Source organism: Streptomyces sp. NPDC059443, assembly GCF_042750105.1.
Classification (GTDB): domain Bacteria; phylum Actinomycetota; class Actinomycetes; order Streptomycetales; family Streptomycetaceae; genus Streptomyces.
The window spans coordinates 93,626-117,838 of the sequence record NZ_JBHYVM010000028.1 but is presented as its reverse complement, the minus strand read 5'-3'; the positions used below and the strand labels follow the sequence as shown (position 1 = coordinate 117,838).

Genomic DNA, 24,213 nt, shown 5'->3' with positions numbered 1-24,213 from the left:
GGACTCGGGGCGACCGGCGGTTGGGGTGCGGTGCGGTGCGTGCCGGGCTGCCACTTCAGTGGATGCGGCGGATGTCGCGGCGGCGCAGGGCGTAGCCGAGGCCGACCAGGCCGCCGAGGATGAGCCCCCCGCCGGCGGCTAGCTCCAGGGGCTTCATCCGGGCCACGCTGCCGCCGAGGCCGCCGCGGACACCGAGAGTGGCGCGGCGCGAAGCGCCCGTACCCGTGCCGGTGCCCGCGCTCGTACCCGTACCCGTGCCGGTGGTCGTACGGGGGCGCGTGCCGGTGCCCGCGCTGGAGCCCGTACGGGTTCCGGCGGTGGAGCTGGTGGTGGGTTTCGCGGTGCCGCCGGCGATCGTGAGGTCGGCCGAGCCGGTCTCGCCGCTGCACGTGAAGGAGACGGAGTACTGGGCTCCGCGCCGGGCGTCCCGGTCGACGGTGACCCGTACGGTCTTGCCCCGCTCGATGCTCACGGTGTCGAAGACCCCGGAGGAGGCGGTGGCGGCGACGCCCCGGCCGAACGGGGCGTCGAAGTCCCAGATGAGGAAGAGCAGGAAGGCGATCAGCGCGCTGAACAGGCCGGCGAGCAGGAGCTCCCGGAACGAGCGCCTGATCTGGAGGGTGAAGATCAGCCCCACCGTCACCAGGGCCCCGGCGATCAGCCCGAACCACACCACTCCGGGCATGGTGGCCCCCGCGCTCTGGCCGCGCGCGTTGCGCGCGTCGTCGACCACGGCGACCTGGTCCACGAGCGGCTGGTACGCCTGGCCCTCGTGGTCGGTCTTCGGTTCGTAGTCCGTCACATCACGGCGGATACGTTCCAGCAGCTGCCCGCTCTGGTCGGTGAGATTGCCGCTCTCGGCCATCTCCTTCCATTCGGTGTCCACGACGTAGGTCACGTACGCGTCCACGTCGGAGCGGATCTTCTTGCGCACGTCGGGCGGGTAGACCTCGGAGCGGACGCTGATCTCGTGCAGGGCCTGCGACTCCTGGCGCACGTACTCCTGGGCGGCACCCCGGCCCTCCCAGACGCCGGCGATCGCCAGGCCCAGCACGATCGCGTAGATCACCCCGATCATCATCGTCATGTACTCGATGACGTCCGGGGTTTCGCTGGGGTCGTCGTCGTCGCCGATCCGGCGCTGGTTGAAGAAGGCGATGGACAGGACCACGGCACAGGCGGCCGCCATCGCGATGGACAGGACGAGCCATTCCGACAAGATGACTCCAAATTACGGTCGGGCGGTGATTCCTAGCGCGGGCGCAGCGCGATGATCGCGAGCACCGCGGGGGCCGCGGTCATCAAGGTGAAGGTCACCGGTGAGATGTGGTGTTCGAGCGGTTTGCGGGCCGCCGCGTGGTAACGGGGGCGCGCGACCGCCTTCTTGGGCGCGGCCGCCTGGACCACCACGGGAGGCGGCGGCGGTGGCGGGGCCGGCTTCGCGGGCGCGGGTGCGGGTGCCTGCCGCGCGGGGGGCGGGGCCGGGGGCTTCGGGGCGGGCTTGGGCGGTGGTGGTGGCGGGGGAGGCGGCGGGGTCGGCGCCGGCTTGGGCGGTGGCGGGGGCGCCGGTGGCGGCGGGGTGGGCTTCGGGGTCGGGGTGGGGGTCGGGGTGGGCGTGGGCGGGCACGGCGGTGGCGGGGGAGGCGGTGGGCAGGGGTGGCCGTGGTGATGGCCCCCGCCGTGGTGGCCGCCAGGGTCGTGCTCGTCGCCGTGCTCGTCGCCGTGCTTGTCCCCGCGCCGGTCGCCGTGGCCGGAATCGCCGCGATCTCCGTGATCTCCGCCACCCCGGCTGCCCCCGGCCGGGGCATGGGCGGCGGACGCGACCAGGTTGAAGGCGCTCGCCCCGTCACCGGCGTCGTACGTCGCGTAGGCGCTGCTATCGGCCACGGCCGGTGTGGTCGACAGTGCGGCCCACAGCAGGACCGGGACCGCCAGCAGGCGCCTGGAAGAGGCTCTTTTCACCCGGGGAGCATGGGGTCGCGCGCGCCCGCGCACGCGGCGGTTGGCTTTGGTTCGCCTGAACGGGTGGTGCGTTGACTATGGAGGTTTAAGCCAGCTTCGGAGTGTGTTCGTTCCGTCACCGGCCATTTCCCAAAAGGTATTTGTCGGTTTCGATCAATCGCCGGGCGTCGCCCCGTGCGCCGCTTTGACGTGTGACGAAGAACGGATCGCCAATTTCCGCTTTCGCTCGCTCCGTTGGCCAATGATCAGTACATTCGGCTCGGACAGGAGTCCGACCTCGACCGGACCTCGGCAGGACTACGGCTTGGAGACCCCGATGGAGCGCCCCGCCTGGGCCCCGCCAGGCATCGACATATCGGTGCCCAGCGTGTCCCGCATCTACGATTACTACCTGGGCGGTTCGCACAATTTCGAGGTCGACAGGCAGGCCGCCCGCCGTGCCATGGAATTCCTGCCGGGCCTGCCCAAGATCATGCAGGCCAACCGGGCATTCATGCGCCGGGCCGTCCGCTACGCCGTCGCCCAGGGCGTCACGCAGTTCCTCGACATCGGCTCCGGCATCCCCACCTTCGGCAATGTCCACGAGATCGCCCAGGCCGCCAGCCCCGAGGCGCGCGTGGTCTACGTCGATCACGACCCGGTGGCCGTCGCCCACAGCCAGGCCGTCCTCGAAGGCACCGAGCGGACCGGGGTGGTCGCCGCCGACCTGCGCAAGCCGCAGGAGATCCTGACCGCTCCCGAGACCGGCCGGGTGCTCGACCTGAGCCGCCCGGTGGCCCTGATGCTGGTCGCCGTCCTGCACTTCCTGGAGGACTCGGACGCGCCCTACGCCGCCGTCGCCGAGCTGCGCGACGCGCTGGCCCCCGGAAGCCTCCTGATCCTCACGCACGCCTCGTACGAGGGGATCCCGCTCCCGGAAGAGGTCGCGGGCGGGGCGGTGGGCGTCTACCGGGACATCCGCAACCCCCTGGTCATGCGCTCCGGCGAGCAGATCGAGGGCTTCTTCGAGGGCTTCGACCTGATCGAACCCGGTCTGGTGGCCATGCCCAACTGGCGGCCCGACGGGCCCGAGGGGCCGGAGGGCGGGGCCGTGGACGAGGATCCGTTCGCCTTCTCCGGCTTCGCAGGCGTGGGACGCAAGGCGTGAGAGTGCCGGCACAGACGGCGGGTGGCGCGAGCGCGCCGCAGGGCGGGCTGGAGGACCGGATCGGCCGGTTCGCGACCATCTGGGGGCGGGCGATCTTCCCCGTCACGGCGACCTCGCTCACCCGCACCGAGTTCGAGCGGCACCTCCTGCCGCTCACCCGCGTCCTCGTCGAGGCCCTGTACGCCCGGCCGTTCGACGCCTCCGCGGGCCAGCGGGTCGGGGCGGAGCTCGTCGCCGTCCACTGCACCGACCCGGAGGCACTGGCCGGCACCCTCGGCGTGGTCGAGTCGTACCTGGTGCTGTACTGCGGGCCGGACGGTCCGGGTGCGGAGGGCGCCGAGGGCACCGAGGAGTACCGGTCCCGGTGCGCCCGCCTCCAGCACGCCATCGCGGCCGGCTTCGCCCGCGCGCTGCGCGAGCGCACCCTCACGGAGCAGGAGGCCATCGCCCGTTCCGCGCTCACCGCGCGCATCGACGCCCAGCAGGCGCTGCACGAGAGCGAAGCCCGCTTCCGGGCGGTCTTCGAGGGCGCGGCCATCGGGATCGGCATCGCCGACCTGGAGGGCAACGTCCTGGAGGTCAACGACGCGCTGCTGCAGATGTTCGGCGGCATGGACGGGCACGTCCGGGGCCGCAACGTCAGCGAGTGGAGCCATCCCGAGGACACCCCGCACGTCTGGCGGATGTACGGGGAACTCGTGCGCGGCGAGCGCGAGAGCTACCGCGTCGAGAAGCCGTACTACCGGCACGACGGGACCGTCCTGTGGACCAACCTGACGGTCTCGCTGCTGCGCGACGCCGAGGGCGTGCCGCAGTACCAGCTCGCCCTGATGGAGGACACCACCGAACGACGGCTGCTGAACCTGCGGCTGCGCTACGAGGCCACCCACGACGCCCTGACCGGCCTGCCCAACCGCACGCTGTTCTTCGAGCGGTTGGAGAAGGCCCTGAGCGGGGCCGGGGGCACCCGCTTCGGCCTCTGCTACCTCGACCTCGACGGCTTCAAGGCGGTCAACGACAGCCTCGGCCACTCGGCGGGGGACCGGCTGCTGGTGGAGGTCGCCGACCGGCTGCAGAGCTGCGCGACCGGGCCCGGCGAGGTGGTCGCACGCCTCGGCGGCGACGAGTTCGTCGCGCTGACCACCGGCCCCGACACCGAGGAGAAGGCCACCGAACTCGCGGTCCGGATCCTCTCCGCCCTCTCGGTCCCGATCCGGCTGGAGGGCCGGGAGCTGACCGTCCGCGGCAGCATCGGCATCGTCGAGGGCCCGGCGCGCGAGCGCACCCCGGCGGAGGTGCTGCGCAGCGCCGACATCACCATGTACCGGGCCAAGGCGGCCGGCGGCAACCGCTTCGAGTTCGCCGACGCCGAGGCCGACGCGCGCGCCATCACCCGTCACGGCCTGACCAACGCCCTGCCGGCGGCGCTGGAACGCGGCGAGTTCTTCATCGAGTACCAGCCGCTGGTGCACATGCACGACGGCAGCGTGCACGGTGCGGAGGCGCTGGTCCGCTGGTCGCACCCGCAGCACGGGGTGCTGGGCCCGGACCGCTTCATACCGCTCGCCGAACGGACCGGGCTGATCGTGCCGCTCGGCCGCTGGGTCCTGGAAGAATCGGTCCGCCAAGCCCGCAACTGGCAGCACCAGCAGGGCGGCGCCACCCTGCGGATCAACGTCAACCTGTCGCCGACCCAGCTGCACCACCCCGGCCTGGTCGCCGACACGGTCCGGGTCCTGGAGTCCTCGGGCCTGGCCCCGGGCACGCTGTGCCTGGAGGTCACCGAGTCGGCCCTGATCGGTGCCGACGACGAGCTCCTCGAACCGCTGCGCCGACTCGCCGCCCTGGGCGTGGACATCGCCCTCGACGACTTCGGCACGGGCTACTCGAACCTGGCCAACCTCCGCCGCCTGCCCGTCAGCGTCCTGAAACTGGACCGCTCCTTCACCAAGGGGATGCAGCAGCACCCGGCCAACCCGGTCGACGTCAAGATCGTGGAGGGCATCGTCGCCCTGGCCCACAGCCTCGAACTCGCCGTCACGGTCGAAGGCGTGGAAACCGGCGCCCAGGCCGCCCAGCTCCGCGCGCTCGGCTGCGACACCGCGCAGGGGTGGTACTACGCCCGCCCCGGCGCACCGGACCGCATCCACACCCTGTCGCTCTCCGACGCCGTCCCGACGGCTTTCTGAGTCACCCCCGGCCCGCCTCCGTCCCGCGGCCGGGGGTGCGCACGGCCGCCAGCACGCGCTCGTGCCGCTCCGCCGTGTCCGCCAGCACCGAGGCGACGGCAGGCAGCCGCTCGGCCTCGTACGCGTCCAGTACGTCGGGGGCGCCGGCCCCGCCCGGGCCGCCGAGGGCGGTGGCCAGGGTCCGGGCGAGGGCTGCCGCGTCCTCGACCCCGGTGTTGATCCCCAGCCCGCCGGCTATCGGATGGACGTGCGCGGCGTCCCCGGCGAGGAAGACCCGGCCTTCGCGGAGCCGGGCGGCCATGCGGACGTTGACCCGCCAGACCGAGAGCCAGCCCGCCTCCGCGAGCCGGATCCCCGGCATCCGCGCATGGCGGTCGAAGAGCCGCTGGAAGCTCTCCACCGAAGGCGGCAGGGGCTCCCCCCGCTCGTCCCGCTCGGGAGAGGACTGGAGCTGGAAGGTGTCCGTCCCCGGCATCGGGCACAGCAGTATCCCGCCGCCCTCCGAGGTGAACCACTGGTGCCAGAAGTCCCGGCTCAGCCCCGGCGCCCGCACGTCCCCGATCACCATCGACTCCTCCGGCGCGCTGTACCCCTCGAAGGGGATCCCCAGTAGCCGCCGGGTGGTGCTGCGGCCCCCGTCGCACCCCGCGAGATGGCGGGCCCGGATGACGGTGCCGTCCGACAGCTCCGCGTCGACTCCGGCCCCGTCCTGCGAGATCGCGGCGAGCCCGGTCCCGTACTCGACCCGAACGCCCAGCTCGGCGAGGCGTTCGCGCAGTGCCGCTTCGACCTGCCACTGACCGATGAGCAGCCCGTCGTCGATGACGGTGTCGCTGATGTGCGCTCCGTCGAAGTACTTGCGCAGCACGGTCTCCCGCCGGCCGACGGATGCCAGACGCTCCGTCAGCCCCAGTTCCCCGAAGGCCGCCAGGCTGCCCGGGGTGAGCCCTTTGCCGCGGGATTCGCGGTGCGGCGCCGACCGCTCCTCGATGACCCGCACGCCGATGCCGCGGCGGGCCAGGTCGCAGGCCAGCGTCAGTCCGGTGGGGCCGGAGCCCGCGATCAGTACGTCGGTCATCGGATGTCCTCTCGTTGTCGATGTCTCAAGGAAAGCGGCTCCAGACCAAAAACGCAACCCGGTCACGAAAATTACTCGGTCACTCGTTCGTGTTATTCTGGGTCCATGGAGACAGAACCCATGGAGACTGAGCCCATGGAAAACGTGACGGGCCTGCGCGAGAGCAAGAAGCTCCGTACGCGCCGCCAGCTGGCGGCCACGGCGCTGGAGCTCTTCCTGGAGCGGGGCTTCGACGCCGTCTCCGTGGCCGACGTCGCGGCGGCCGCCGAGGTCTCCAAGCCCACGCTGTTCCGGTACTTCCCCAGCAAGGAAGACCTGCTCCTGGACCGGTTCGCCGACCACCAGGACGAGGCGGCCCGCATCGTGCGCGACCGGCCCGCCGGCCAGACCCCGGTGGCGGCGGTGCGCGCCCACTTCCTGGCGGCCCTCGCCGAGCGGGATCCGATCACCGGGCTCTGCGACCACCCGAACGTCCTCGCCTTCCAGCGGCTGCTCTACTCCACCGCCAGCCTGAAATCCCGGATGGCCCACTACACCGGCCGCGAGGTGGAGCTGCTCGCCGCCGTGCTCGAAGCCGAAGCGGTCGACCCGCTCACCGCCCGGCTGGCGGCCATGCACCTGGTGGCGACCCGTCACGAGCTGGGGAAGGAAAACTGGCGCCGCCTCGACTCCGGCCGGAGCGCGGACGAGCTCCACCCGGCGGCCGCGTCCGAGGCCGACCGCGCCTTCGCGATGCTGGCCGACGGCCTCGACGGGGTTCTCGCGCCCGCGCCCGAGCCCGCGAGCGACGCCCGATGAGCGCGAAGAAGTGGCAGCCGTCCTACGCCCAGCCCGAATCGCTCACCCTGCCCGCCCGGGCCGGTGAATGGCGGACCAGCATCGTGACCGACCGGCGGGCGATCATGTGCGGGCGGCTTCGGTCGGTACCCGGCGACGCCGATCCCGAGGAGGCGCGGCAGACCGCCGCCGAGATGGTGCGGGGCCTCTGCCGGGAGTTCCACGACGTGGAGGTCACGGTGACCTGGGAGGAGCCCGGCGCGCCGGACGGATGGTGGGCCCGGATCGCCGCGGTGGGCGGCGCGGAGGCAGGTGCGCCCGCAGTCTCGTAGGCGCCAGCGCGCGCAGGCCCGCCGGCCTGTCGTCGGCCTCGGAGCCCGCGAGTCTGTGGGTGCCCGCGGCCCGCACGGGTCAGCCCAGCAGGATGCGCTTCAGTTCGCGGGCCGCGCGCGGTGGTGCCACGTCCGTGCGGTGGGCCAGGGCGACCGTGCGGCGCAGGGGGGAGCCGGCCAGGGCGGTGGCGCGCAGTCCGGGGCCCGCGTGGTCCACCACCATCGCCGGGACCACCGCGATGCCGAGTCCCGCACGGACGAAGCCCAGTACCGCGTCCATCTCGCCGCCCTCCACCGTGAACACCGGCTCGAAGCCCGCCGCCCGGCAGGCCGCCACCGTCAGGTCCCGCAGGTCGTAGCCGTGCCGGAACATCACCATCGGCTCGTCGCGCAGCGCGGACACCGTGAGCGGGCCGCCGCCCGCCGGGGGCGGGAGGGCTGCCGAGGAGACCACCACCAGGTCCTCCGTCAGCAGCTCCACCGTGGTCAGGGCCGGAGCCGAGGGCGGCAGGGGCAGGGCGATCAGTGCGAGGTCCAGGGACCCGCGCGCGAGTTCCCGTACGAGGTCCAGCGAACCGCTCTCCTCGATCAGCAGCTCGATCCCCGGATGGGCGGTGTGGAAGGCCCGCAGCACGTCGGGCAGCATGCCGGTGCACACGCTCGGGGTGGCCCCCAGCCGGACCCGGCCCCGCCGCAGCTGCGCCAGCTCCTGCACCTCCAGCCTCGCGGTGTCCGCGTCCGCGAGGATCCGCCGGGCCAGTGGCAGCAGGGTCTCGCCGGCGTCGGTGAGCGCGATGTTCCCGCGCGCCCGGCTGAAGAGTTCGGCTCCCAGTTCCCGTTCGAGCGCCTTGATCTGCTGCGACAGGGACGGCTGGGCCACGTGTTCGCGCTCCGCCGCCCGCGTGAAGTGGCGGGTCTCGGCGACGGCGACGAAGTAGACGAGCTGCTGGAACTGCATCGCCCCAGGATACCGGGGTGCATAGGCGCTCTCTATCGACTTGAGCTCCACCATGTCTTGGACCTTTCGGGACCTTCGTCCCTACGGTCTGTGTCATGGCTTTGGCAACCCGGACGGATCGACGGCCGTCCACCACGCGCACGCTCTGGGACTCCTCCGTCGGCAAGAAGTCCGTGATGGCCGTCTCCGGCCTGATCATGCTCGGCTACCTCGTCGTGCACATGCTCGGCAACCTCAAGATCTTCTTCGGGCCGGAGGAGTTCAACGGTTACGCCCACTGGCTGCGCACCCTCGGCTCGCCCTTCCTCCACCACGAGTGGGCCCTGTGGATCGTCCGCATCGCCCTCCTCGCCGCCGTCGTCGCGCACGGGGTCTGCGCCTACCAGCTCAGCCGCCGGGACATCAAGGCCCGCCCGGTGAAGTACGCCCACAAGCGCCGCCGCGCGAGCTACGCCACCCGCACCATGCGCTGGGGCGGCGTCATCCTCGCCCTCTTCATCGTCTGGCACCTGCTCGACCTCACCACGCTCACCGTCAACGAGCGCGCCTGGGCGGGCCATCCGTACGAGAACGTCCTCGCCACCTTCTCCACCTGGTACGGCAACGCCATCTACATCGTGGCGATGGCGGCCCTCGGCCTGCACGTCCGGCACGGCTTCTGGAGCGCTGCCCAGACCCTCGGAGCGGGCAGCGCCCGGCGGGAGCGGACGCTCAAGTTCCTGGCCAACGCCCTCGCCCTCGTCCTCTTCGCGGGCTTCGTGTCCGTACCCGTCGCCGTCATGACCGGAGTGGTGAGCTGACCATGAGCGAGACCATGAGCGAGAACGAGAACGAGAACGAAAGCATGAGCGCGTCCTACGCCGACTACACCACCGGCGAGCCGATCGCCGACGACAAGGCCCCCGAAGGCCCCATCGCCGAACGCTGGGACCGCCGCCGCTTCGAGGCCAAGCTCGTCAACCCGGCCAACCGGCGCAAGCACACCGTGATCGTCGTCGGAACCGGCCTGGCCGGCGGCGCGGCGGGTGCCACCCTCGCCGAACAGGGCTACCACGTGGTCCAGTTCTGCTTCTCCGACTCCCCGCGCCGCGCCCACTCCATCGCCGCGCAGGGCGGCATCAACGCCGCCAAGAACTACCGCAACGACGGCGACTCCGTACACCGCCTCTTCTACGACACCGTCAAGGGCGGCGACTTCCGCGCCCGCGAGTCCAACGTCCACCGCCTCGCGCAGATTTCCGTCGAGATCATCGACCAGTGCGTGGCCCAGGGCGTCCCCTTCGCCCGCGAGTACGGCGGCCTCCTCGACACCCGCTCCTTCGGCGGAGTCCAGGTCTCCCGCACCTTCTACGCCCGCGGCCAGACCGGACAGCAACTGCTGCTCGGCGCCTACCAGGCGCTCTCGCGGCAGATCGCCGCCGGCAACGTCGAGATGCACGCCCGCACCGAGATGCTCGATCTGATAACCGTCGACGGCGTGGCCCGCGGGATCGTCGCCCGCGACCTGGTCACCGGCAAGATCGACACGTACTACGCGGACGCCGTGGTGCTCGCGAGCGGCGGATACGGCAACGTCTTCTACCTCTCCACCAACGCCATGAACTCCAACGCCACCGCGGTCTGGCGGGCGCACCGGCGCGGTGCCTACTTCGCCAACCCCTGCTTCACCCAGATCCACCCCACCTGCATCCCGCGCACCGGAGACCACCAGTCGAAGCTGACCCTGATGAGCGAGTCGCTGCGCAACGACGGCCGCATCTGGGTCCCCAAGGCCAAGGGCGACGACCGCCCCGCCGCCGAGATCCCCGAGGCGGAGCGCGACTACTACCTGGAGCGGATCTACCCCTCCTTCGGAAACCTCGTCCCCCGCGACATCGCCTCCCGCGCCGCCAAGAACGTCTGCGACGAGGGCCGCGGCGTGGGCCCCGGCGGGCAGGGCGTCTACCTCGACTTCGCCGACGCCATCCGCCGGATGGGCAAGGACAGCGTCGCGGAGAAGTACGGCAACCTCTTCGAGATGTACGAGCGGATCACCGCGGAGAACCCGTACGAAGTCCCCATGCGGATCTACCCCGCCGTGCACTACACGATGGGTGGACTGTGGGTCGACTACGACCTCCAGACCACCGTCCCCGGCCTGTTCGCGATCGGCGAGGCCAACTTCTCCGACCACGGGGCCAACCGGCTCGGCGCCTCCGCGCTCATGCAGGGGCTCGGCGACGGCTACTTCGTGCTCCCGTCCACCATCAACGACTACCTGGCCCGCAATCCGCACCGGGAAACCGTCGACGACACGCATCCCGAGGCTGCGGCCGCCGTCCGCGAGACCCGCGACTGCCTCGCGAAGCTGCTCGCGGTCGACGGGGACCGCACCCCCGACTCCTTCCACCGCGAGATCGGTGAACTGATGTGGGAGTACTGCGGGATGGCCCGCACCGACGCGGGGCTGCGCAAGGCGCTCGCCCGGATCCCCGAGATCCGGGAGGAGTTCTGGCGGCGAGTCAAGGTCCCCGGCAGCGGGACGGAGTTCAACCAGTCGCTGGAGAAGGCCAATCGCGTCATCGACTACCTGGAACTCGCCGAGCTGATGTGCCTCGACGCGCTCCACCGCGCCGAGTCCTGCGGCGGACACTTCCGCGAGGAGTCCCAGACCCCGGACGGCGAAGCCGCCCGCCGCGACGAGGAGTTCGGGTACGCCGCCGCCTGGCAGTACACCGGAACCGGCGTCGCCCCCGTCCTGCACAAGGAAGAACTCGTCTTCGAGTACGTCCACCCCACCCAGCGGAGCTACGCATGAAGCTCACCCTGCGCGTCTGGCGCCAGCGCAACGCCGACGCCCCCGGCGCGATGGCCTCGTACGAGGTCGACGGCATCTCGAAGGACATGTCCTTCCTGGAAATGCTCGACACCCTCAACGAGGACCTCACCCTGCGCGGCGAGGACCCGGTCGCCTTCGACCACGACTGCCGCGAGGGCATCTGCGGCGCGTGCAGCCTCGTCATCAACGGAGACGCCCACGGGCCGGAGCGCACCACCACCTGCCAGCTCCACATGCGCGCCTTCGCCGACGGCGACACCATCGACGTCGAACCCTGGCGGGCCTCGGCCTTCCCCGTGGTCAAGGACCTCGTCGTCGACCGGGGCGCCTTCGACCGGATCATCCAGTCGGGCGGCTACATCACCGCCCCGACCGGCGCCGCCCCCGAGGCGCACGCCACGGCCGTTCCCAAGCCGGACGCCGACTACGCCTTCGAGCACGCCGAGTGCATCGGCTGCGGGGCGTGCGTGGCGGCCTGCCCCAACGGCTCCGCGATGCTCTTCACCTCTGCCAAGATCAACCACCTGAACGTGCTCCCGCAGGGCTCCCCGGAACGCGAGACCCGCGTACTGGACATGGTGGCCACGATGGACGCGGAGGGGTTCGGCGGCTGCACGCTGACCGGGGAGTGCGCGACGGCCTGCCCCAAGGGGATACCGCTGCCGTCGATCGCCGCCATGAACAAGGAGTGGTTGAGGGCGGTCCGCAAGGGCCCGCGCTGAGCCGCGCGCTTCACGGGCGCCGGTCGTCAGCCGGTTGTCAGCCGGTCGTCCGCCGGTCCTCCGCCGATCGGATGATCGGCGCGGTGCCCGCCGTGCCGTGACCGGGCGCCCTCCCGGACATGGGTGACAGTGGGCTCCATGCCCCTGGGTCGTGGTCGTGTTCGTGTCCGAGAACTGGTGCCGGACGCCGCGGGCCGGGCGGGAACGCCCTGGCCCGGCCCGGCCCCCGCCGGGTCCGGCCCGCGCCGCCGCACCGTACTGGCCGCGGCCCTCGCCCCGCTGGCGGCGGTGGCGGTGGCCGGCTGCGCCGCGGAGGAGCGGGCTCGCCCCCCGCGCCCCGGACCCGAGGCGGCCAAGGACGCCCTGGTCATGGTCATCCGGCACGCGGAGAAACCGTACGCGGGGGACACCGGCGAGGACGAAGAGGGCAACGAGGACCCCGGATTCCTCGCGGTGCGGGGATGGCGCCGGGCCCAGGAACTGCCCTCCCTGTTCGGGCCCACCCGTGGCGCCGTCCTGCCCCGGCCCGAGGCCGTCTTCGCCGTCGGCGGCAACGCGGCAGCGCCCGCGCGGTGCCGCCAGACCGTGGAGACGCTGGCCACCGCGCTCCACACGAGCGTCCGTACCGAGTTCGCCGTCGGAGCCGAGCCGGCCCTGGCCCGCGCGGTGCTGGCGGCCCGGATGCCCGTACTCGTCTGCTGGGAGCACACCGGCATGCCCCGCCTGATCCGGGGCCTCGGAGCGCAGGGGGTCCTCGGACTGCCCGCCGCCTGGCCCGACCGCTACGACCTGGTGTGGATGTTCACGCGCAGACAGGGGGTCTGGAGCTTCCGGGAACTGCCGCAGCACCTGCTGCCCGGGGACGCGTAGGTACCGCCGGGTAGGAGGAGGCATCGCGGAGTGCGGGCGTACGCTGAGAAGTGGACTCGGGGCAGTCGTGCGCCGGGAGGTAGACGATCATGTCTGGAATCGTGCACCGCGGCTTCGATTCCGCGGACGAGACGCGCCAGTTCGAGGATGGCAAGGGCAGGCTCGATCTGCTCAACACCGCCCACGGACCGGTGGGGCGCGCCGTGTTCGAGCCCGGATGGCAGTGGTCGCAGCACATCAAGCCCATAGCGGGAACCGACAGCTGCGAGGCCGCGCACGTCGGCTACGTCGTCAGCGGCCGCATGAAGATCGTCATGGACGACGGCGACAGCGTCGAGGCGGGGTCCGGGGACTTCATCCAGATCGACCCCGGCCACGACGCCTGGGTGCTCGGAGACGAGCCGTGCGTGGTCCTCGACTGGCAGGGCTACGGGGACTTCGCCAAGCCGGCCGGTTCCTGAGCCTCAGCAGGGTTCCAGACAGCGTCTCGAAGTTGTACCGGGCCCGGCGCATTCGGGGCACGGGAGTCCGCGGGGCCGGTGTGATCGGTGAGGCCCGTGAGGCGGGCGAGTCGGGCGAGTCGGCCGAACGAGTCGAGCAGCGCGGTCCGGTCGTACGTGGACGTGGTGACGAGCAGTTCGTCCGCCCCGGTCAGCTCCGCGACGGCGGACAGCTCGGCCGCGACCTGCTCCTCCGTGCCGTGGACGTGCCCGGCGAGGGCCCCCTCGTACAGCTCCCGCTCCTTCGGGGTCATGGTGAGGGCCTCGATCTCCTCGGCCGGGCGGAGCGGCGGGAAACTCCCCCGCGTGCGCGATCGCGCCAGCGCCCACGCCTCCGGGATCAGGATCCGGCGGGCGGCTTCGGGGGTGGCCGCGACCGCGACCGTCCCGGAGGCGATCACGTACGGCTCTGCGCCCCAGGGGGAGGGGCGGAACTCCTCGCGGTACCCCTCGATGATCTCCACCACCCGCGCGCGGGCCCGTAGGTCGCCGACCACCAGCGGAAGCCCCGCCCGGGCCGCGATACCGGCGCCCTCGCCCGTGGCCAGCACGTAGGGCGGGATCCGCAGGCCCTCCGCCGGGCGGGCGTGCACCTCGCGGTGCGCCCGCTGGGTGCCGTCCAGCCAGCCCAGCAGTTCCGCGAGCTGCTCCTCGAACCGGTCGGCGTCCCCGGTGCCGCGGCCCAGCGCCCGCCGGATCCCGCCCGTGAAGCCGACCGAGCGGCCGAGCCCCATGTCGATCCGGCCGGGGAAGAGCGATTCCAGGACTCCGAACTGCTCCGCGACGACCAGCGGCTGGTGGTTGGGCAGCATCACCCCGCCGGTGCCGACCCGGATCCGGCCGGTCGCCCCGGCGACGGCGGCGGCGAGCACAGTGGGCGCGGAACCGGCGACTCCGGGCACGCTGTGGTGCTCGGAGACCCAGAACCGGTGGTAGCCGAGCCGCTCGGCGGCGCGCGCCAGCTCCACGGTGTCCCGCAGGGCCTCGGGGGCGGGATGCCCCTCGCGGGTGCGGGACCGGTCGAGTATCGAGAGTTTCCGGATCACGTAGGGGTCAACGTACGGGGAGCTCCAGGATTCCCCGGGTTCCCCGGGTGGCGTCGGCCCGATGGCGGACGCTGCTTAGGCTGGCCGGGTGACCGAGACTCAGAACCGGCGGCCCCTGGCCGTCTTCGACATCGACAACACCCTGGCCGACACCGGCCACCGCCAGCAGTTCCTGGAGCGCCGGCCCCGCGACTGGGTCGGCTTCTTCGGCGCGGCCCCGGCCGATCCGCCGCTCGCCCGGGGGATCGCGCTCGCGGTGGAGAGCGCGGCCGACTGTGAGGTCGTCTACCTGACCGGCCGACCGGAGCGGTGCCGCGCGGACACGGCCGACTGGCTGGCCCGGCACGGGCTGCCCGAGGGGCGGCTGTGGATGCGCGGGAACCAGGACCGGCGGCCCGCCAGGACGACCAAGCTGGAGGTGCTCCGGCGGATCTCGCGGGGCCGTGAGGTACGGATGCTCGTGGACGACGACGAACTGGTCTGCCAGGCGGCGCGCGCGGAGGGGTTCCGCGTGGTCCTGGCGGACTGGGCCGCGGAGGCGCCCGAGCTCAAGGACGCGCAGGAGGGCGAGGGCCGCACCTGAGCACCCGGCCGGTCAAGACCGTGTAGGCCCGGGCAAGGCCGCCTAGGCCGGGGCAAGGCCGCCTAGGCCCGGGCAAGGCCGCGTAGGCCGGGCAAGGCCGAGTAGGGCCGGGCGGGGACGGAAGGGCCGCGTACGGGGTCTTCAGTCCTCGCCGTCGAGCCGGAAGCCGAGCTTCAGCCCCACCTGGTAGTGCGCGATCTCGCCGTTCTCGATGTGGCCCCTGATCTGCGTCACTTCCAGCCAGTCCAGCCCGCGCAGGGTCTCGCCCGCGCGGGCGACCCCGTTGCGGATGGCCTGGTCGATGCCTTCGTGGGACGTGCCGACGATCTCGGTCACCCGGTACGTGTGATTGGACATGGACGTCTCCCGACACTGGGTGGCTGTTGCCTTGTTCTACGGTGCCCCAGTAAGTCCGGGTCCGCGAACTTTGCGTGAACAATCCACAGCCCAACCCTCTTGACCCACCCATTGGTCTATGCCAATTTCAAGCCATCTGAGATCCATCCCCAGAAGGTGACCTTCGTGAAGATGCGCTTCCTTGCCGTGTCCACCGCACTCGTGGCTGCGACCGCCCTCACCGGGTGCAGTCTGGCCGGATCGGCGGGCGGTCCGCAGAAGGTGACGCTCTGGCTGATGAAGGGGAGCGCGTCGGACGAGTTCATCGCCAAGTTCACCACCTCCTTCGAGAAGGAGAACCCGGGGGTCGACCTCGAAGTCAAGATCCAGGAGTGGACGGGCATAGGCGAGAAGGTCAACGCCGTGCTGGCCGGCAAGAGCAAGGAGAGCGCCGACGTCATCGAGGTCGGCAACACCCAGGTCGCCCGGTACGTCGAAACCGGTGGCGTCGACGAACTCACCCTGGAAGCACTGCGCGAGTGGGACGGCAAGGACTGGCTGAAGGGCCTCGCCGACCCCGGCAGCGTCAACGGCGCCCAGTTCGGCGTCCCTTGGTACGCGGCCAACCGTGTGGTGATCTACAACAAGGACCTGTTCGCGAACGCGGGGATCAAGGCGCCGATCAAGACGCGCCAGGAGTGGATCCAGGCGACCCAGAAGCTCGACAAGGGGAGCCAGCAGGGCATTTACCTCGCCGGACAGAACTGGTACGTGCTCTCCGGCTTCATCTGGGACGAGGGCGGCGAGCTCGCGGTCGAGACGAGCGGCCAGTGGGTCGGCACGCTGGACGACGAGAAGGCGATGGCGGGCATGGAGTTCTACAAGCAGCTCCAGGCCCTCGGCAAGGGCCCGAAGGACGCCGACGAGGAGACGCCCCCGCAGTCCGAGGTCTTCGCCCGCGGCGGGGTAGCTCAGATCATCGCCCCGCCCGGCCAGGCCGCCGCGATCGAGGCCGCCAACCCGGCGCTCAAGGGCAAGATCGGCTTCTTCCCGATCCCCGGCAAGACCGCCGAGAAGCCTGGCGCCGTCTTCACCGGCGGCTCCGACCTGATCATTCCCGAGCGGACGAAGCAGCGGAAGAACGCCGTCAACGTCATCTCGGCCCTGGTCAGCGAGAAGTGGCAGACCGAGCTGGCCACCACGATGAGCTACGTACCCAACAAGACCACCCTCGCGCACGTGGTCGAGGGCAACGAGGGCGCCGCCGCGATGGCCCCCGGCGCCGCCCAGGGCCGCGCCACCCCGAAGTCCGCCCGCTGGGCCGAGGTCGAGGCGAAGAACCCGATCAAGCCGTTCATGACGGCGGTCCTGACCGGTCAGGACCCCAAGGAGGCCGCGAAGGCGGCCTCCGCGACCATCAGCAAGGTCCTCAGCGCCGACCGCTGACCCGGGGCGCTGCCGGTCCCCGGCGGGTCGGCGGGCTCCTGGACCGCCGAGTTCAGCGTTCGCACATCCAAGTGCCGCGAAGCGGTCATGTCGAATCCAGTCCTGCACGGAAGAAGTAAAGAAGCCAGGCCACACAACCTGTCGGGCCTGGCTCTCCGTGTCCGGATCAGGAGCCGCCATGACCATCGCCCCCCTGTCCCCGTCCGCCCTTCCCCCCACTTCCGCCCCCGCCGTCTCCCGGGCGGCCTCCCCGACCGCCGCGACCACGGCCGCGACCGCGCCCCGGTACGCCGTACGCCTCGCCCGCGACGAGGACGAGGTCCGCGCCGCCCAGCGGCTGCGCCACCAGGTCTTCGCGGGCGAGCTCGGCGCCCGCCTCGACGGCCCCGAGCCGGGCCTGGACTCCGATGCCTTCGACGCCTACTGCGATCACCTCCTCGTCGTCGACGAGGAGACCGGGCAGGTCGTCGGCACCTACCGGCTGCTGCCCCCCGAGCGCGCCGCCGTCGCCGGACGCCTCTACTCCGAGGGGGAGTTCGACCTCTCCGCCCTCGCGCCCATCCGCCCCGACCTGGTCGAGGTCGGGCGGTCCTGCGTCCACCCCGACCACCGCAACGGCGCCGTCATCGCCCTGATCTGGGCCGGCCTCGCCCGCTACATGGACCGCTCCGGACACAACTGGCTGGCCGGCTGCTGCTCGGTTCCGCTGGCCGACGGCGGGGTCCTCGCCGCCGCCACCCGCGAGAACGTGCTCACCCGAAACCTCGCGCCCGCCGAGTACCGGGTGACCCCGCACCTCCCCTGGAACCCGGAGGGCATCACCTTCCCCGGCCGCATGGAACTGCCGCCGCTGCTGCGGGGCTACCTGCGCCTCGGCGCCTGGGTCTGCGGCGAGCCCGCCCTCGACGCCGAGTTCGGCTGCGCCGACCTCTACGTCCTGCTCTCGCTGCGCCGCACCAACCCGCGCTACCTCAAGCACTTCCTCTCGCTCGCCCCGGGCGCATGAGCGTCTGGCTCCCCACCTCGCCCTGTACGCCCGAGGCCTGCGCCGGCCACGAGGGCCGCACCGCGAGCGTGCCGCACGCGGTCCTGCGGCTCGGCGCCGCCGTCGCCCTGATCCTGCTCGGGATCCTGGGCGCCCCGCCGACGCGCCTGCTGCCGGAGCGGCCCCGGCACGTGGTGGTCCGTACCTGGGCAACCGCGCTGCTGGGCGCCTTCGGCCTACGGATCACCGTGCACGGGAGCCCCGGCGCGGGCGGTGGCCGGCTGATCGTCGCCAACCACATCTCCTGGCTCGACATCCCCCTCGTCGCGGCCGTCCTGCCCTCCCGGATGCTGGCCAAGAGCGACATCCGGAACTGGCCCGTGCTCGGCCCGCTCTCCCGGCAGGCCGGGACCCTGTTCATCGAACGCGACCGGATCCGCGCGCTGCCCGCCACCGTCGACGCCATGGCGCGCGCCCTGCGCGCGGGCGACCGCGTCGCCGTCTACCCCGAGGGATCCACCTGGTGCGGGCGGGCCCAAGGGCCCTTCCGGCGGGCCGCGTTCCAGGCCGCGCTGGACGCGCGGGTGCCCGTACAGCCCGTACGGATCGCCTACCTGCTCGACGACGGGGAGCGGGCCGGGGAACCGGCCGGGGCGCCCGCCTTCGTCGGGGACGATCCGCTGACCGCCTCCCTGTGGCGGATCGCGCGGGCCCGCGGGGTACGGGCCGAGGTGTGGCTGCTGCCGCGGATCCCGCCGGGCCGGTACGAGGACCGGCGGGATCTCGCGGCCGCGGCTCAGGCCGCGGTACTCGGGCGGCCGGACCCGGAGCCGGAGCCCCGACCGGAGTCGCCCGTGCCCTCGGAGCCTTCCGAGACGTCCAGGTCACCGGCCCGGCCGCTGCTGCCGGGCGTACCCTCCCAGCCGTCGGCGCCGATGCCGTCGGCCACCGACAGGGACAGGGCGAAGCGACCCGCCGCATCCGTCCACCAGTGCGTCAGTTCCAGTCCGGCGGACGCGAGTTCCTTCCGGACCCCCTCCTGACGGAACTTCGCGGAGATCTCCGTCAGGATCTCCTCGCCCTCCTCGAACGACACCTCCAGATCCAGTGACCGGACCTTCACCAGCGCCTGCGCCCGAGCCCGCAGCCGCATCTCGATCCACTCGTGCTCACGGTTCCACACCGCCACGTGCGCGAAGTCGGCGGTGTGGAAATCGGCGCCCAACTCCCGGTCGATGACGGTCAGTACGTTCTTGTTGAACTCGGCCGTCACCCCCTGGGCGTCGTCGTACGCCGCCACCAGTACGGCCTCGTCCTTCACCAGGTCCGTCCCCATCAGCAGCGCGTCACCGGGCGAGAGCATCGCCCGTACGTCCGCCAGGAACACGGCACGCTCCGGCGGCAGGAGATTGCCGATCGTGCCGCCCAGGAACACCACCAGCCGGGGTCCGGGCACTTCGGGCAGCTGGAGCGGCTTCGTGAAGTCGGCCAGCAACGCGTGTACCCGCAGGCCCGGATGCTCGGCCAGCAGTGCCTCGGCCGCTCCGGTCAGTGCGCTCTCGCTCACGTCCACCGGTACGTACGTGTCCAGCGCGGGCATGGCCTCGATCAGGTGCCGGGTCTTCTCCGAGGAGCCGGATCCCAGCTCCACCAGGGTGCGGGCGCCGCTCACCGAAGCGATCTCCTGGGCCCGCTCCAGGAGGATCTCCCGCTCGGCGCGCGTCGGGTAGTACTCGGGCAACCGGGTTATCTCCTCGAAGAGTTCACTGCCCCGAGCGTCGTAGAACCACTTTGGCGGCAGGGTCTTCGGGGACTGGCTCAGCCCGTGCAGCACGTCCTTGCGCAGCGCCGCGTCGGCGGCGTCCTCGTCGAGCGTGCGGGTCAGCCGGAAGTCGTTCACGGGCCTTCGTCTCCTTGGTGCGGGGTGCTCGTGGGGGTCTCCTCCAGGGGGCCCTTCCAGGGTTCCTTCAAGGAGAAGAGTTCGATTCGGGTACGGGTGGCGGTCAGCAGGGTCCGGTCGGGCACCTCGGTCCAGCGCGGGTCGTCGTCGTAGGGCTCCGAAGCCACCACCGTGCGCTGCGCCGCCGCGTCGGCCAGGTACCAGAGGGAGTCCCCCCAGGCCGTCGCCGCGATCGCCCGGCCGTCGGTCAGCAGCAGGTTCAGCCGGGAGCCGGGCGCGGCCTCGGCCAGCTCCCGCACCGGTGCGGCGAGCGCCGCGCCGAGGGCGTCACCCTTGCGCAGCCGGTGCAGGACCAGCGCCCAGAGCAGCGCCGAATCGGTCCGGGCGGCCAGCGAGAGCAGTTCCTGGGGCGCCAGCGAGGCCGCGACGGGGGCCGCCGCGTCGGGCCAGTCCCGTACCGACCCGTTGTGGCTGAACAGCCACGGCCCCTCCGCGAACGGCGCGGCCGCGGCCTCCCCGTCCGCCCCGGCGCGCGTGGCGTCCCGTACGGCGGCCAGCACGGCACCGCTGCGGACCACGCGCGCGAGATCGGCGAAGGTCAGGTCGCCCCAGATCGGCCCGGCCCGCCGGTAGCGGGCCGGCACCGGATCGCCCTCGGCGTACCAGCCGATGCCGAAACCGTCGGCGTTGACGGTGCCGTGGCGCTGGTGGCGCGGAGCCCAGGACTGACGCACCAGGGAGTGCTCGGGTTCGCTCAGCAGCCTCCCCAGGGTCACCGGCGGGCCCAGATAGGCGAAATGACGGCACATCAGGCACCGTCCGCCGACCGCGCGGTCCGGAATCCCGAGAAGATCTGTCGGCGAACCGGCAGGTCCCAGTTGCGGAAGGTGCCCCGGCAGGCCACCGGATCCACGGCGAACGAGCCCCCGCGCAGGACCTTGTGCTCGGGCCCGAAGAACACTTCCGAGTACTCGCGGTACGGGAACGCCCGGAACCCGGGATAGGGCAGGAAGTCGGAGGAGGTCCACTCCCAGACGTCGCCGATGAGCTGGTGCACCCCGAGCGGGGAGGCCCCGGCCGGGTAGCTGCCCGCGCGGGCCGGCCGCAGATGGCGCTGGCCGAGGTTGGCGTGGGCCGGGGTCGGGTCCGCGTCTCCCCACGGATAGCGGGTGGAGCGGCCCGTCACCGGATCGTGGCGGGCGGCCTTCTCCCACTCCGCCTCGGTGGGCAGCCGGCGCCCCGCCCAGCGGGCGTACGCGTCGGCCTCGTACCAGCTGACGTGCAGCACCGGCTCGTCCCCGGGCACCGGCTCGGTCACCCCGAACCGGCGGCGCAGCCACGTGTCGCCCTCGCGGCGCCAGAAGAGCGGGGCCTCGATGCCGTGCTTGCGGATCTGCTCCCAGCCCTCCGGGGCCCACCACCGCCGGCTCCGGTATCCGCCGTCCGCGATGAAGACCTGGTACGCGGAGTTGGTCACCGGCACGGTGTCGATCCAGAACTCCTCCGTCTCCCGGACGTGCGCGGGCCGTTCGTTGTCCAACGACCACGGTTCGGCGGAGGTGCCCATCGTGAACGGGCCACCGGGTACGAGGACTTCGGCCGCGAGCGGCGCCGGTCCCCGCGGGGGATCCGGGTCGGGCGCCGTCAGCACCGGGGCGCCCCGCCTGAGCTGATGGGTGATCAGCATCGTTTCGTCGTGCTGCTGTTCGTGCTGGGCGATCATTCCGAAGACATAGCCGCCGTCCAGCAGGGCCGTGCCCTCCAGCGGAGTGCGCTCCAGCAGGTCGAAGACGCGGCCGCGCACCTCCGCCGCGTACCGGCGGGCCTCGTCCGGGCCCAGCAGCGGCAACTTCGGTCTCTCCGACCGGGGATGCTCGAAGGCGTCATAGAGCGGGTCTATCTCGGGGTGCATGGACTCGCGGCCGGCCACATTGCGCAGCAGCCAGAGCTCCTCCATGTTCCCGATGTGTGCGAGGTCCCAGACCAGCGGGGACATCAGGGGGGAGTGCTGGGCGGTCAGGTCCTCGTCGGAGACGGCGCTCGCGTCGGTGAGCCCGGCCGTACGGACCCGCGCGGCGGTCAGTGCGGCTGCGGCCCGCTCGCGCAGGAGCTCCGGTTCGGTGGTCATGAGCGTGCTTCCTCGCCGGTCGGCTGTGGATGGGGATGCGGCCGGGCCTGCGGCCGGCGGTGGGTCTGCTGCTGAGGTGTTCCGTCGTCGGCCGGACATCGGCCGCGCTTGACGTAGCGGTCGCCGAACTCGGCCACCGCGTCCGCCACTCGGGTGCTCGCACCCAGTCGGGGCAGCGCCTCGGACGCGGCCCGGAAGCAGGCGCGAGCGGCGGACCGCAGCTCCGGATCGGCGAGTCCGTGCTGCGCGGCGCTGCGCCACAGCGGATTGCGCGGGGCGGGCTGGGTGCCGTAGGCATCGGCGAGCGCCTTCACCACCCGGTACGCGGTCTCCGTGGCCTCCGGGTCGTCGAACAGCGCGTGCGCGACGGCCACCGGGACCAGCCAGCCGTCTTCGCCGGGCTGGGCGTCGATCATCCGCAGCTCCAGATGGCCGCGGGGGCGCACCGGCGGGAACAGCGTGGTCAGGTGGTACTCCAGATCCGCGGCGGTGGGCGGCCGCAGTCCGCCTCCGGACTGCGGCCCGCCGCCGGAGGACCGCTCGCCGCCGGAACGCAGCCAGTCGCGGAAGGTGAGCCCGCGCGGCACGGTCCAGGAGGCGCCCTCGGCTGCTTCGGCGCCGTTGCCGGACGGCCGCACGCACATGACCTCGGTGTCCAGCGCCTGCCGGGTCCAGGCGCCGCGCGGCTCCGCCTCCAGTACGGGAGCGAGCGCGCGCCGGGGGTCGATGTCGCTCCAGACGCCCTGGCGGGCGCAGCGCCAGCCGGCGTACGGGCCTTCGTGCGCGGGGGAGTTGGCGAAGGCGGCGACCAGCACCGCGCCGAGGAGATGGGCCAGCCGCCAGCGGCGGCCGTGCCCGAGCGGCCCCGGCTCCTCCTGCCCGGCGTCCACGCACACCTGGACCGAAGCGGAGGCGCACATCATGGCTCGACCGGCGGGTCCGGTGCGGTCGAAGTAGCTCTCCATCGCCTCGTAGCGCGGGCTGCTCAGCATCCGGCGGTACGGGCGGCGCGGGTCCTGGCCGAGGCCGCGCAGGACCAGCCCCTGATCGCGCAGGGCTCCCCGTACGGCGGTCAGATCGGCCTGGAGGCCGTCCACGCACCCGGTGAGGGTGGTGGCGGGGGCCGAGCTCAGCTCCAGCTGGCCGCCGGGCTCGACGGTGACGCGGGAGCCGAGGGGCAGGGCGCGGGCCGCGTCGTGCGCGGCGGCCAGCCGCTCGGCGGACACGGGCAGGCCGGGGCGTTCGGCGTCGAACACCAGCCATTCGAGCTCGGCGCCGAGGAGGCGGGGCGGGCCGGTCTTGAAACAGATGCCGTGGATCAGGTCCTCGGCGGCGGATTCGGTCAGGTTGCCGGGGCGGGCCGGCTGCTCGGGCGGGCGCTCGGGTGATTGCTGGACGGAGTCCTGGGGCATGGAGGGGCCCTCGTCTCGTGTCGTCGGTTGTGACATCACCCGTGCCTACCCGTCCCTCGGGTCACAAACTCCCTTGCCGCTTCTTGCCGGGAGCGTTAAAGATCACAGCATGAGCAGCAGGTTGGCTGAAATAGCGCGAGACAACGCGGCGATCTTGGCGTCCGGTGGGTACCGGACGCGGTCGGGGCGGCAGGTGGCGCTCGCCGCCGCCGTGGCGAAGGCCAAGGCAGGAACCAGAATATATGGACCAAACCGGGTGATTCCAGGCGAGCCGGTTCCCGGGAAGACCGGCAGGACCGTCGTGGAGGTCACGGGGGAGAGCAGCACGGCCGCGGCCCGCAGGCTCGCGGCGGACCGCCCGGAGGAGACCTCGGTGGCGGTCCTGAACTTCGCCTCGGCCCGCAATCCCGGGGGCGGCTACGTCCGCGGGGCCAAAGCCCAGGAGGAGGCGCTCTGCCGCGCCTCGGCCCTTTACGAGACCCTCCTGGAGGCCCCGGAGTACTACGAGATCCACCGGGCCGAGGTCAGCACCTTCTACACCGACCGGGTGATTCACTCACCCGGGGTCCCCGTCTTCCGCGACGACCGGGGCGAGCTGATGGAGACCCCCTTCCGGGCAGGCTTCCTCACCTCCCCGGCCCCCAACGCGGGCACGATCCGCCGCCAGGAGCCGGAGCGCGAGCCCGAGATCCCCGCCGCCCTCGCACGCCGGGCGGAGCTGGTGCTGGAGGTGGCCGCGCTGCACGGGTACCGGGACCTGGTGCTCGGGGCGTGGGGGTGCGGGGTCTTCCGGAACGACCCGGCCCAGGTGGCGGAGGCCTTCAGGGGGCTGCTGGCCGGTCGGTTCGCGGGGGTGTTCGAACGGGTGGTGTTCGGGATCCTGGACCGCGAGCCGGAGACGCGGGAGGCCTTCGAGAGGGTGTTGGCGGGGCTCGTGTGACGACGGGGGCGTCGACGGGCGGCGCGGCAGGGGCGCAGCCAGGGCGCGGTCGGGGGCGCGAGGGGCGCGGGTCCGCCGCGACAG

General features: G+C 72.3%; 22 protein-coding genes and 2 pseudogenes. 14 read left to right on the top strand and 10 right to left on the bottom strand.

Annotated features, from left to right (window positions below):
- Positions 1-493 precede the first annotated feature (493 nt).
- Positions 494-1,219, bottom strand: a pseudogene (locus ACFXDJ_RS25405) (hypothetical protein); the annotation flags it as partial.
- Positions 1,220-1,251: 32 nt separating this feature from the next.
- A complete protein-coding gene (locus ACFXDJ_RS25400) occupies positions 1,252-1,962 on the bottom strand; it encodes a hypothetical protein (RefSeq protein ID WP_384663166.1) in 711 nt (236 codons plus the stop codon).
- Positions 1,963-2,278: 316 nt separating this feature from the next.
- Here ACFXDJ_RS25400 and ACFXDJ_RS25395 point away from each other — a divergent pair, with 316 nt between their 5' ends.
- A complete protein-coding gene (locus ACFXDJ_RS25395; protein WP_384663167.1) occupies positions 2,279-3,109 on the top strand; it encodes an SAM-dependent methyltransferase in 831 nt (276 codons plus the stop codon).
- Positions 3,106-5,298: a putative bifunctional diguanylate cyclase/phosphodiesterase gene (locus tag ACFXDJ_RS25390; RefSeq protein WP_384663169.1), complete on the top strand. Its 2,193-nt coding sequence runs from the start codon at positions 3,106-3,108 to the stop codon at positions 5,296-5,298. Before ACFXDJ_RS25395 ends, ACFXDJ_RS25390 begins: the two co-directional genes overlap by 4 nt.
- 1 nt (position 5,299) lies before the next feature.
- On the opposite strand, the gene ACFXDJ_RS25385 is transcribed toward ACFXDJ_RS25390, so the two are convergent.
- Positions 5,300-6,376 (bottom strand): FAD-dependent monooxygenase, encoded by a 1,077-nt coding sequence (locus tag ACFXDJ_RS25385; protein ID WP_384663171.1) that lies wholly within the window; start codon positions 6,374-6,376, stop codon positions 5,300-5,302.
- 135 nt (positions 6,377-6,511) lie between these two features.
- On the opposite strand from ACFXDJ_RS25385, the gene ACFXDJ_RS25380 reads away from it, so the two are divergent.
- A complete protein-coding gene (locus ACFXDJ_RS25380) occupies positions 6,512-7,174 on the top strand; it encodes a TetR/AcrR family transcriptional regulator (RefSeq protein ID WP_384850362.1) in 663 nt (220 codons plus the stop codon).
- Positions 7,171-7,485: a hypothetical protein gene (locus ACFXDJ_RS25375; protein WP_384652957.1), complete on the top strand. Its 315-nt coding sequence runs from the start codon at positions 7,171-7,173 to the stop codon at positions 7,483-7,485. Before ACFXDJ_RS25380 ends, ACFXDJ_RS25375 begins: the two co-directional genes overlap by 4 nt.
- A 79-nt stretch (positions 7,486-7,564) precedes the next feature.
- Here the strand turns inward: ACFXDJ_RS25375 and ACFXDJ_RS25370 are convergent, their stop codons facing one another.
- Positions 7,565-8,443 (bottom strand): LysR family transcriptional regulator, encoded by an 879-nt coding sequence (locus ACFXDJ_RS25370; RefSeq protein ID WP_384652960.1) that lies wholly within the window; start codon positions 8,441-8,443, stop codon positions 7,565-7,567.
- Positions 8,444-8,538: 95 nt separating this feature from the next.
- Between ACFXDJ_RS25370 and ACFXDJ_RS25365 the strand changes: the two genes are divergently transcribed.
- The 5 genes from ACFXDJ_RS25365 (at position 8,539) to ACFXDJ_RS25345 (ending at position 13,314) form a co-directional block, all read left to right on the top strand.
- A complete protein-coding gene (locus ACFXDJ_RS25365) occupies positions 8,539-9,243 on the top strand; it encodes a succinate dehydrogenase cytochrome b subunit (RefSeq protein ID WP_384652962.1) in 705 nt (234 codons plus the stop codon).
- 44 nt (positions 9,244-9,287) lie between these two features.
- Complete coding sequence (locus ACFXDJ_RS25360; protein ID WP_384653010.1) at positions 9,288-11,240, top strand: fumarate reductase/succinate dehydrogenase flavoprotein subunit; 1,953 nt, start codon at positions 9,288-9,290, stop codon at positions 11,238-11,240.
- A complete protein-coding gene (locus ACFXDJ_RS25355) occupies positions 11,237-11,983 on the top strand; it encodes a succinate dehydrogenase/fumarate reductase iron-sulfur subunit (RefSeq protein ID WP_384652964.1) in 747 nt (248 codons plus the stop codon). The genes ACFXDJ_RS25360 and ACFXDJ_RS25355 overlap by 4 nt, the downstream gene beginning before the upstream one ends.
- A gap of 138 nt (positions 11,984-12,121) precedes the next feature.
- A complete protein-coding gene (locus tag ACFXDJ_RS25350; RefSeq protein WP_384652966.1) occupies positions 12,122-12,853 on the top strand; it encodes a hypothetical protein in 732 nt (243 codons plus the stop codon).
- Between the two features lie 89 nt (positions 12,854-12,942).
- A complete protein-coding gene (locus ACFXDJ_RS25345) occupies positions 12,943-13,314 on the top strand; it encodes a cupin domain-containing protein (protein ID WP_384652968.1) in 372 nt (123 codons plus the stop codon).
- Here the strand turns inward: ACFXDJ_RS25345 and ACFXDJ_RS25340 are convergent.
- On the bottom strand, positions 13,281-14,399 hold the full coding sequence (locus ACFXDJ_RS25340) for an LLM class flavin-dependent oxidoreductase (RefSeq protein ID WP_384652970.1): 1,119 nt from the start codon (positions 14,397-14,399) through the stop codon (positions 13,281-13,283). The genes ACFXDJ_RS25345 and ACFXDJ_RS25340 overlap by 34 nt on opposite strands.
- 88 nt (positions 14,400-14,487) lie before the next feature.
- Between ACFXDJ_RS25340 and ACFXDJ_RS25335 the strand changes: the two genes are divergently transcribed.
- The gene (locus ACFXDJ_RS25335) at positions 14,488-14,982 is read left to right on the top strand and encodes a hypothetical protein (protein ID WP_384652972.1); all 495 of its coding nucleotides are present in this window, start codon (positions 14,488-14,490) and stop codon (positions 14,980-14,982) included.
- Positions 14,983-15,123: 141 nt separating this feature from the next.
- On the opposite strand, the gene ACFXDJ_RS25330 is transcribed toward ACFXDJ_RS25335, so the two are convergent.
- Complete coding sequence (locus tag ACFXDJ_RS25330; protein ID WP_384652974.1) at positions 15,124-15,339, bottom strand: dodecin; 216 nt, start codon at positions 15,337-15,339, stop codon at positions 15,124-15,126.
- Positions 15,340-15,504: 165 nt separating this feature from the next.
- Here ACFXDJ_RS25330 and ACFXDJ_RS25325 point away from each other — a divergent pair, with 165 nt between their 5' ends.
- From ACFXDJ_RS25325 to ACFXDJ_RS25315, 3 genes and pseudogenes are all read left to right on the top strand, one after another.
- Positions 15,505-16,764 (top strand): extracellular solute-binding protein, encoded by a 1,260-nt coding sequence (locus tag ACFXDJ_RS25325; protein WP_384850359.1) that lies wholly within the window; start codon positions 15,505-15,507, stop codon positions 16,762-16,764.
- A 178-nt stretch (positions 16,765-16,942) separates the two neighbouring features.
- Positions 16,943-17,770 carry a GNAT family N-acetyltransferase gene (locus ACFXDJ_RS25320; RefSeq protein WP_384652980.1) on the top strand — a complete coding sequence of 276 codons (828 nt, stop codon included), beginning with the start codon at positions 16,943-16,945 and terminating at the stop codon, positions 17,768-17,770.
- A pseudogene (locus ACFXDJ_RS25315) lies at positions 17,767-18,297 on the top strand (lysophospholipid acyltransferase family protein); the annotation flags it as partial. The gene ACFXDJ_RS25320 and the pseudogene ACFXDJ_RS25315, both read left to right, overlap by 4 nt.
- Positions 18,298-18,545: 248 nt before the next feature.
- Here ACFXDJ_RS25315 and egtD read toward each other — a convergent pair.
- The 4 genes from egtD to egtA are packed head-to-tail and all read right to left on the bottom strand — an operon-like array spanning position 18,546 to position 23,189.
- Positions 18,546-19,649, bottom strand: a complete 1,104-nt coding sequence (gene egtD / locus ACFXDJ_RS25310; protein ID WP_384652983.1) for an L-histidine N(alpha)-methyltransferase — start codon at positions 19,647-19,649, stop codon at positions 18,546-18,548.
- Positions 19,646-20,458 (bottom strand): ergothioneine biosynthesis protein EgtC, encoded by an 813-nt coding sequence (egtC, locus tag ACFXDJ_RS25305; protein WP_384652986.1) that lies wholly within the window; start codon positions 20,456-20,458, stop codon positions 19,646-19,648. Before egtC ends, egtD begins: the two co-directional genes overlap by 4 nt.
- Positions 20,458-21,777 (bottom strand): ergothioneine biosynthesis protein EgtB, encoded by a 1,320-nt coding sequence (gene egtB / locus ACFXDJ_RS25300; RefSeq protein WP_384652988.1) that lies wholly within the window; start codon positions 21,775-21,777, stop codon positions 20,458-20,460. The genes egtC and egtB overlap by 1 nt, the downstream gene beginning before the upstream one ends.
- Positions 21,774-23,189 carry an ergothioneine biosynthesis glutamate--cysteine ligase EgtA gene (gene egtA, locus ACFXDJ_RS25295; RefSeq protein ID WP_384652991.1) on the bottom strand — a complete coding sequence of 472 codons (1,416 nt, stop codon included), beginning with the start codon at positions 23,187-23,189 and terminating at the stop codon, positions 21,774-21,776. The genes egtB and egtA overlap by 4 nt, the downstream gene beginning before the upstream one ends.
- 109 nt (positions 23,190-23,298) lie before the next feature.
- Here egtA and ACFXDJ_RS25290 point away from each other — a divergent pair, with 109 nt between their 5' ends.
- Positions 23,299-24,129: a TIGR02452 family protein gene (locus ACFXDJ_RS25290; RefSeq protein WP_384652994.1), complete on the top strand. Its 831-nt coding sequence runs from the start codon at positions 23,299-23,301 to the stop codon at positions 24,127-24,129.
- The last annotated feature ends 84 nt before the right edge of the window (positions 24,130-24,213 follow it).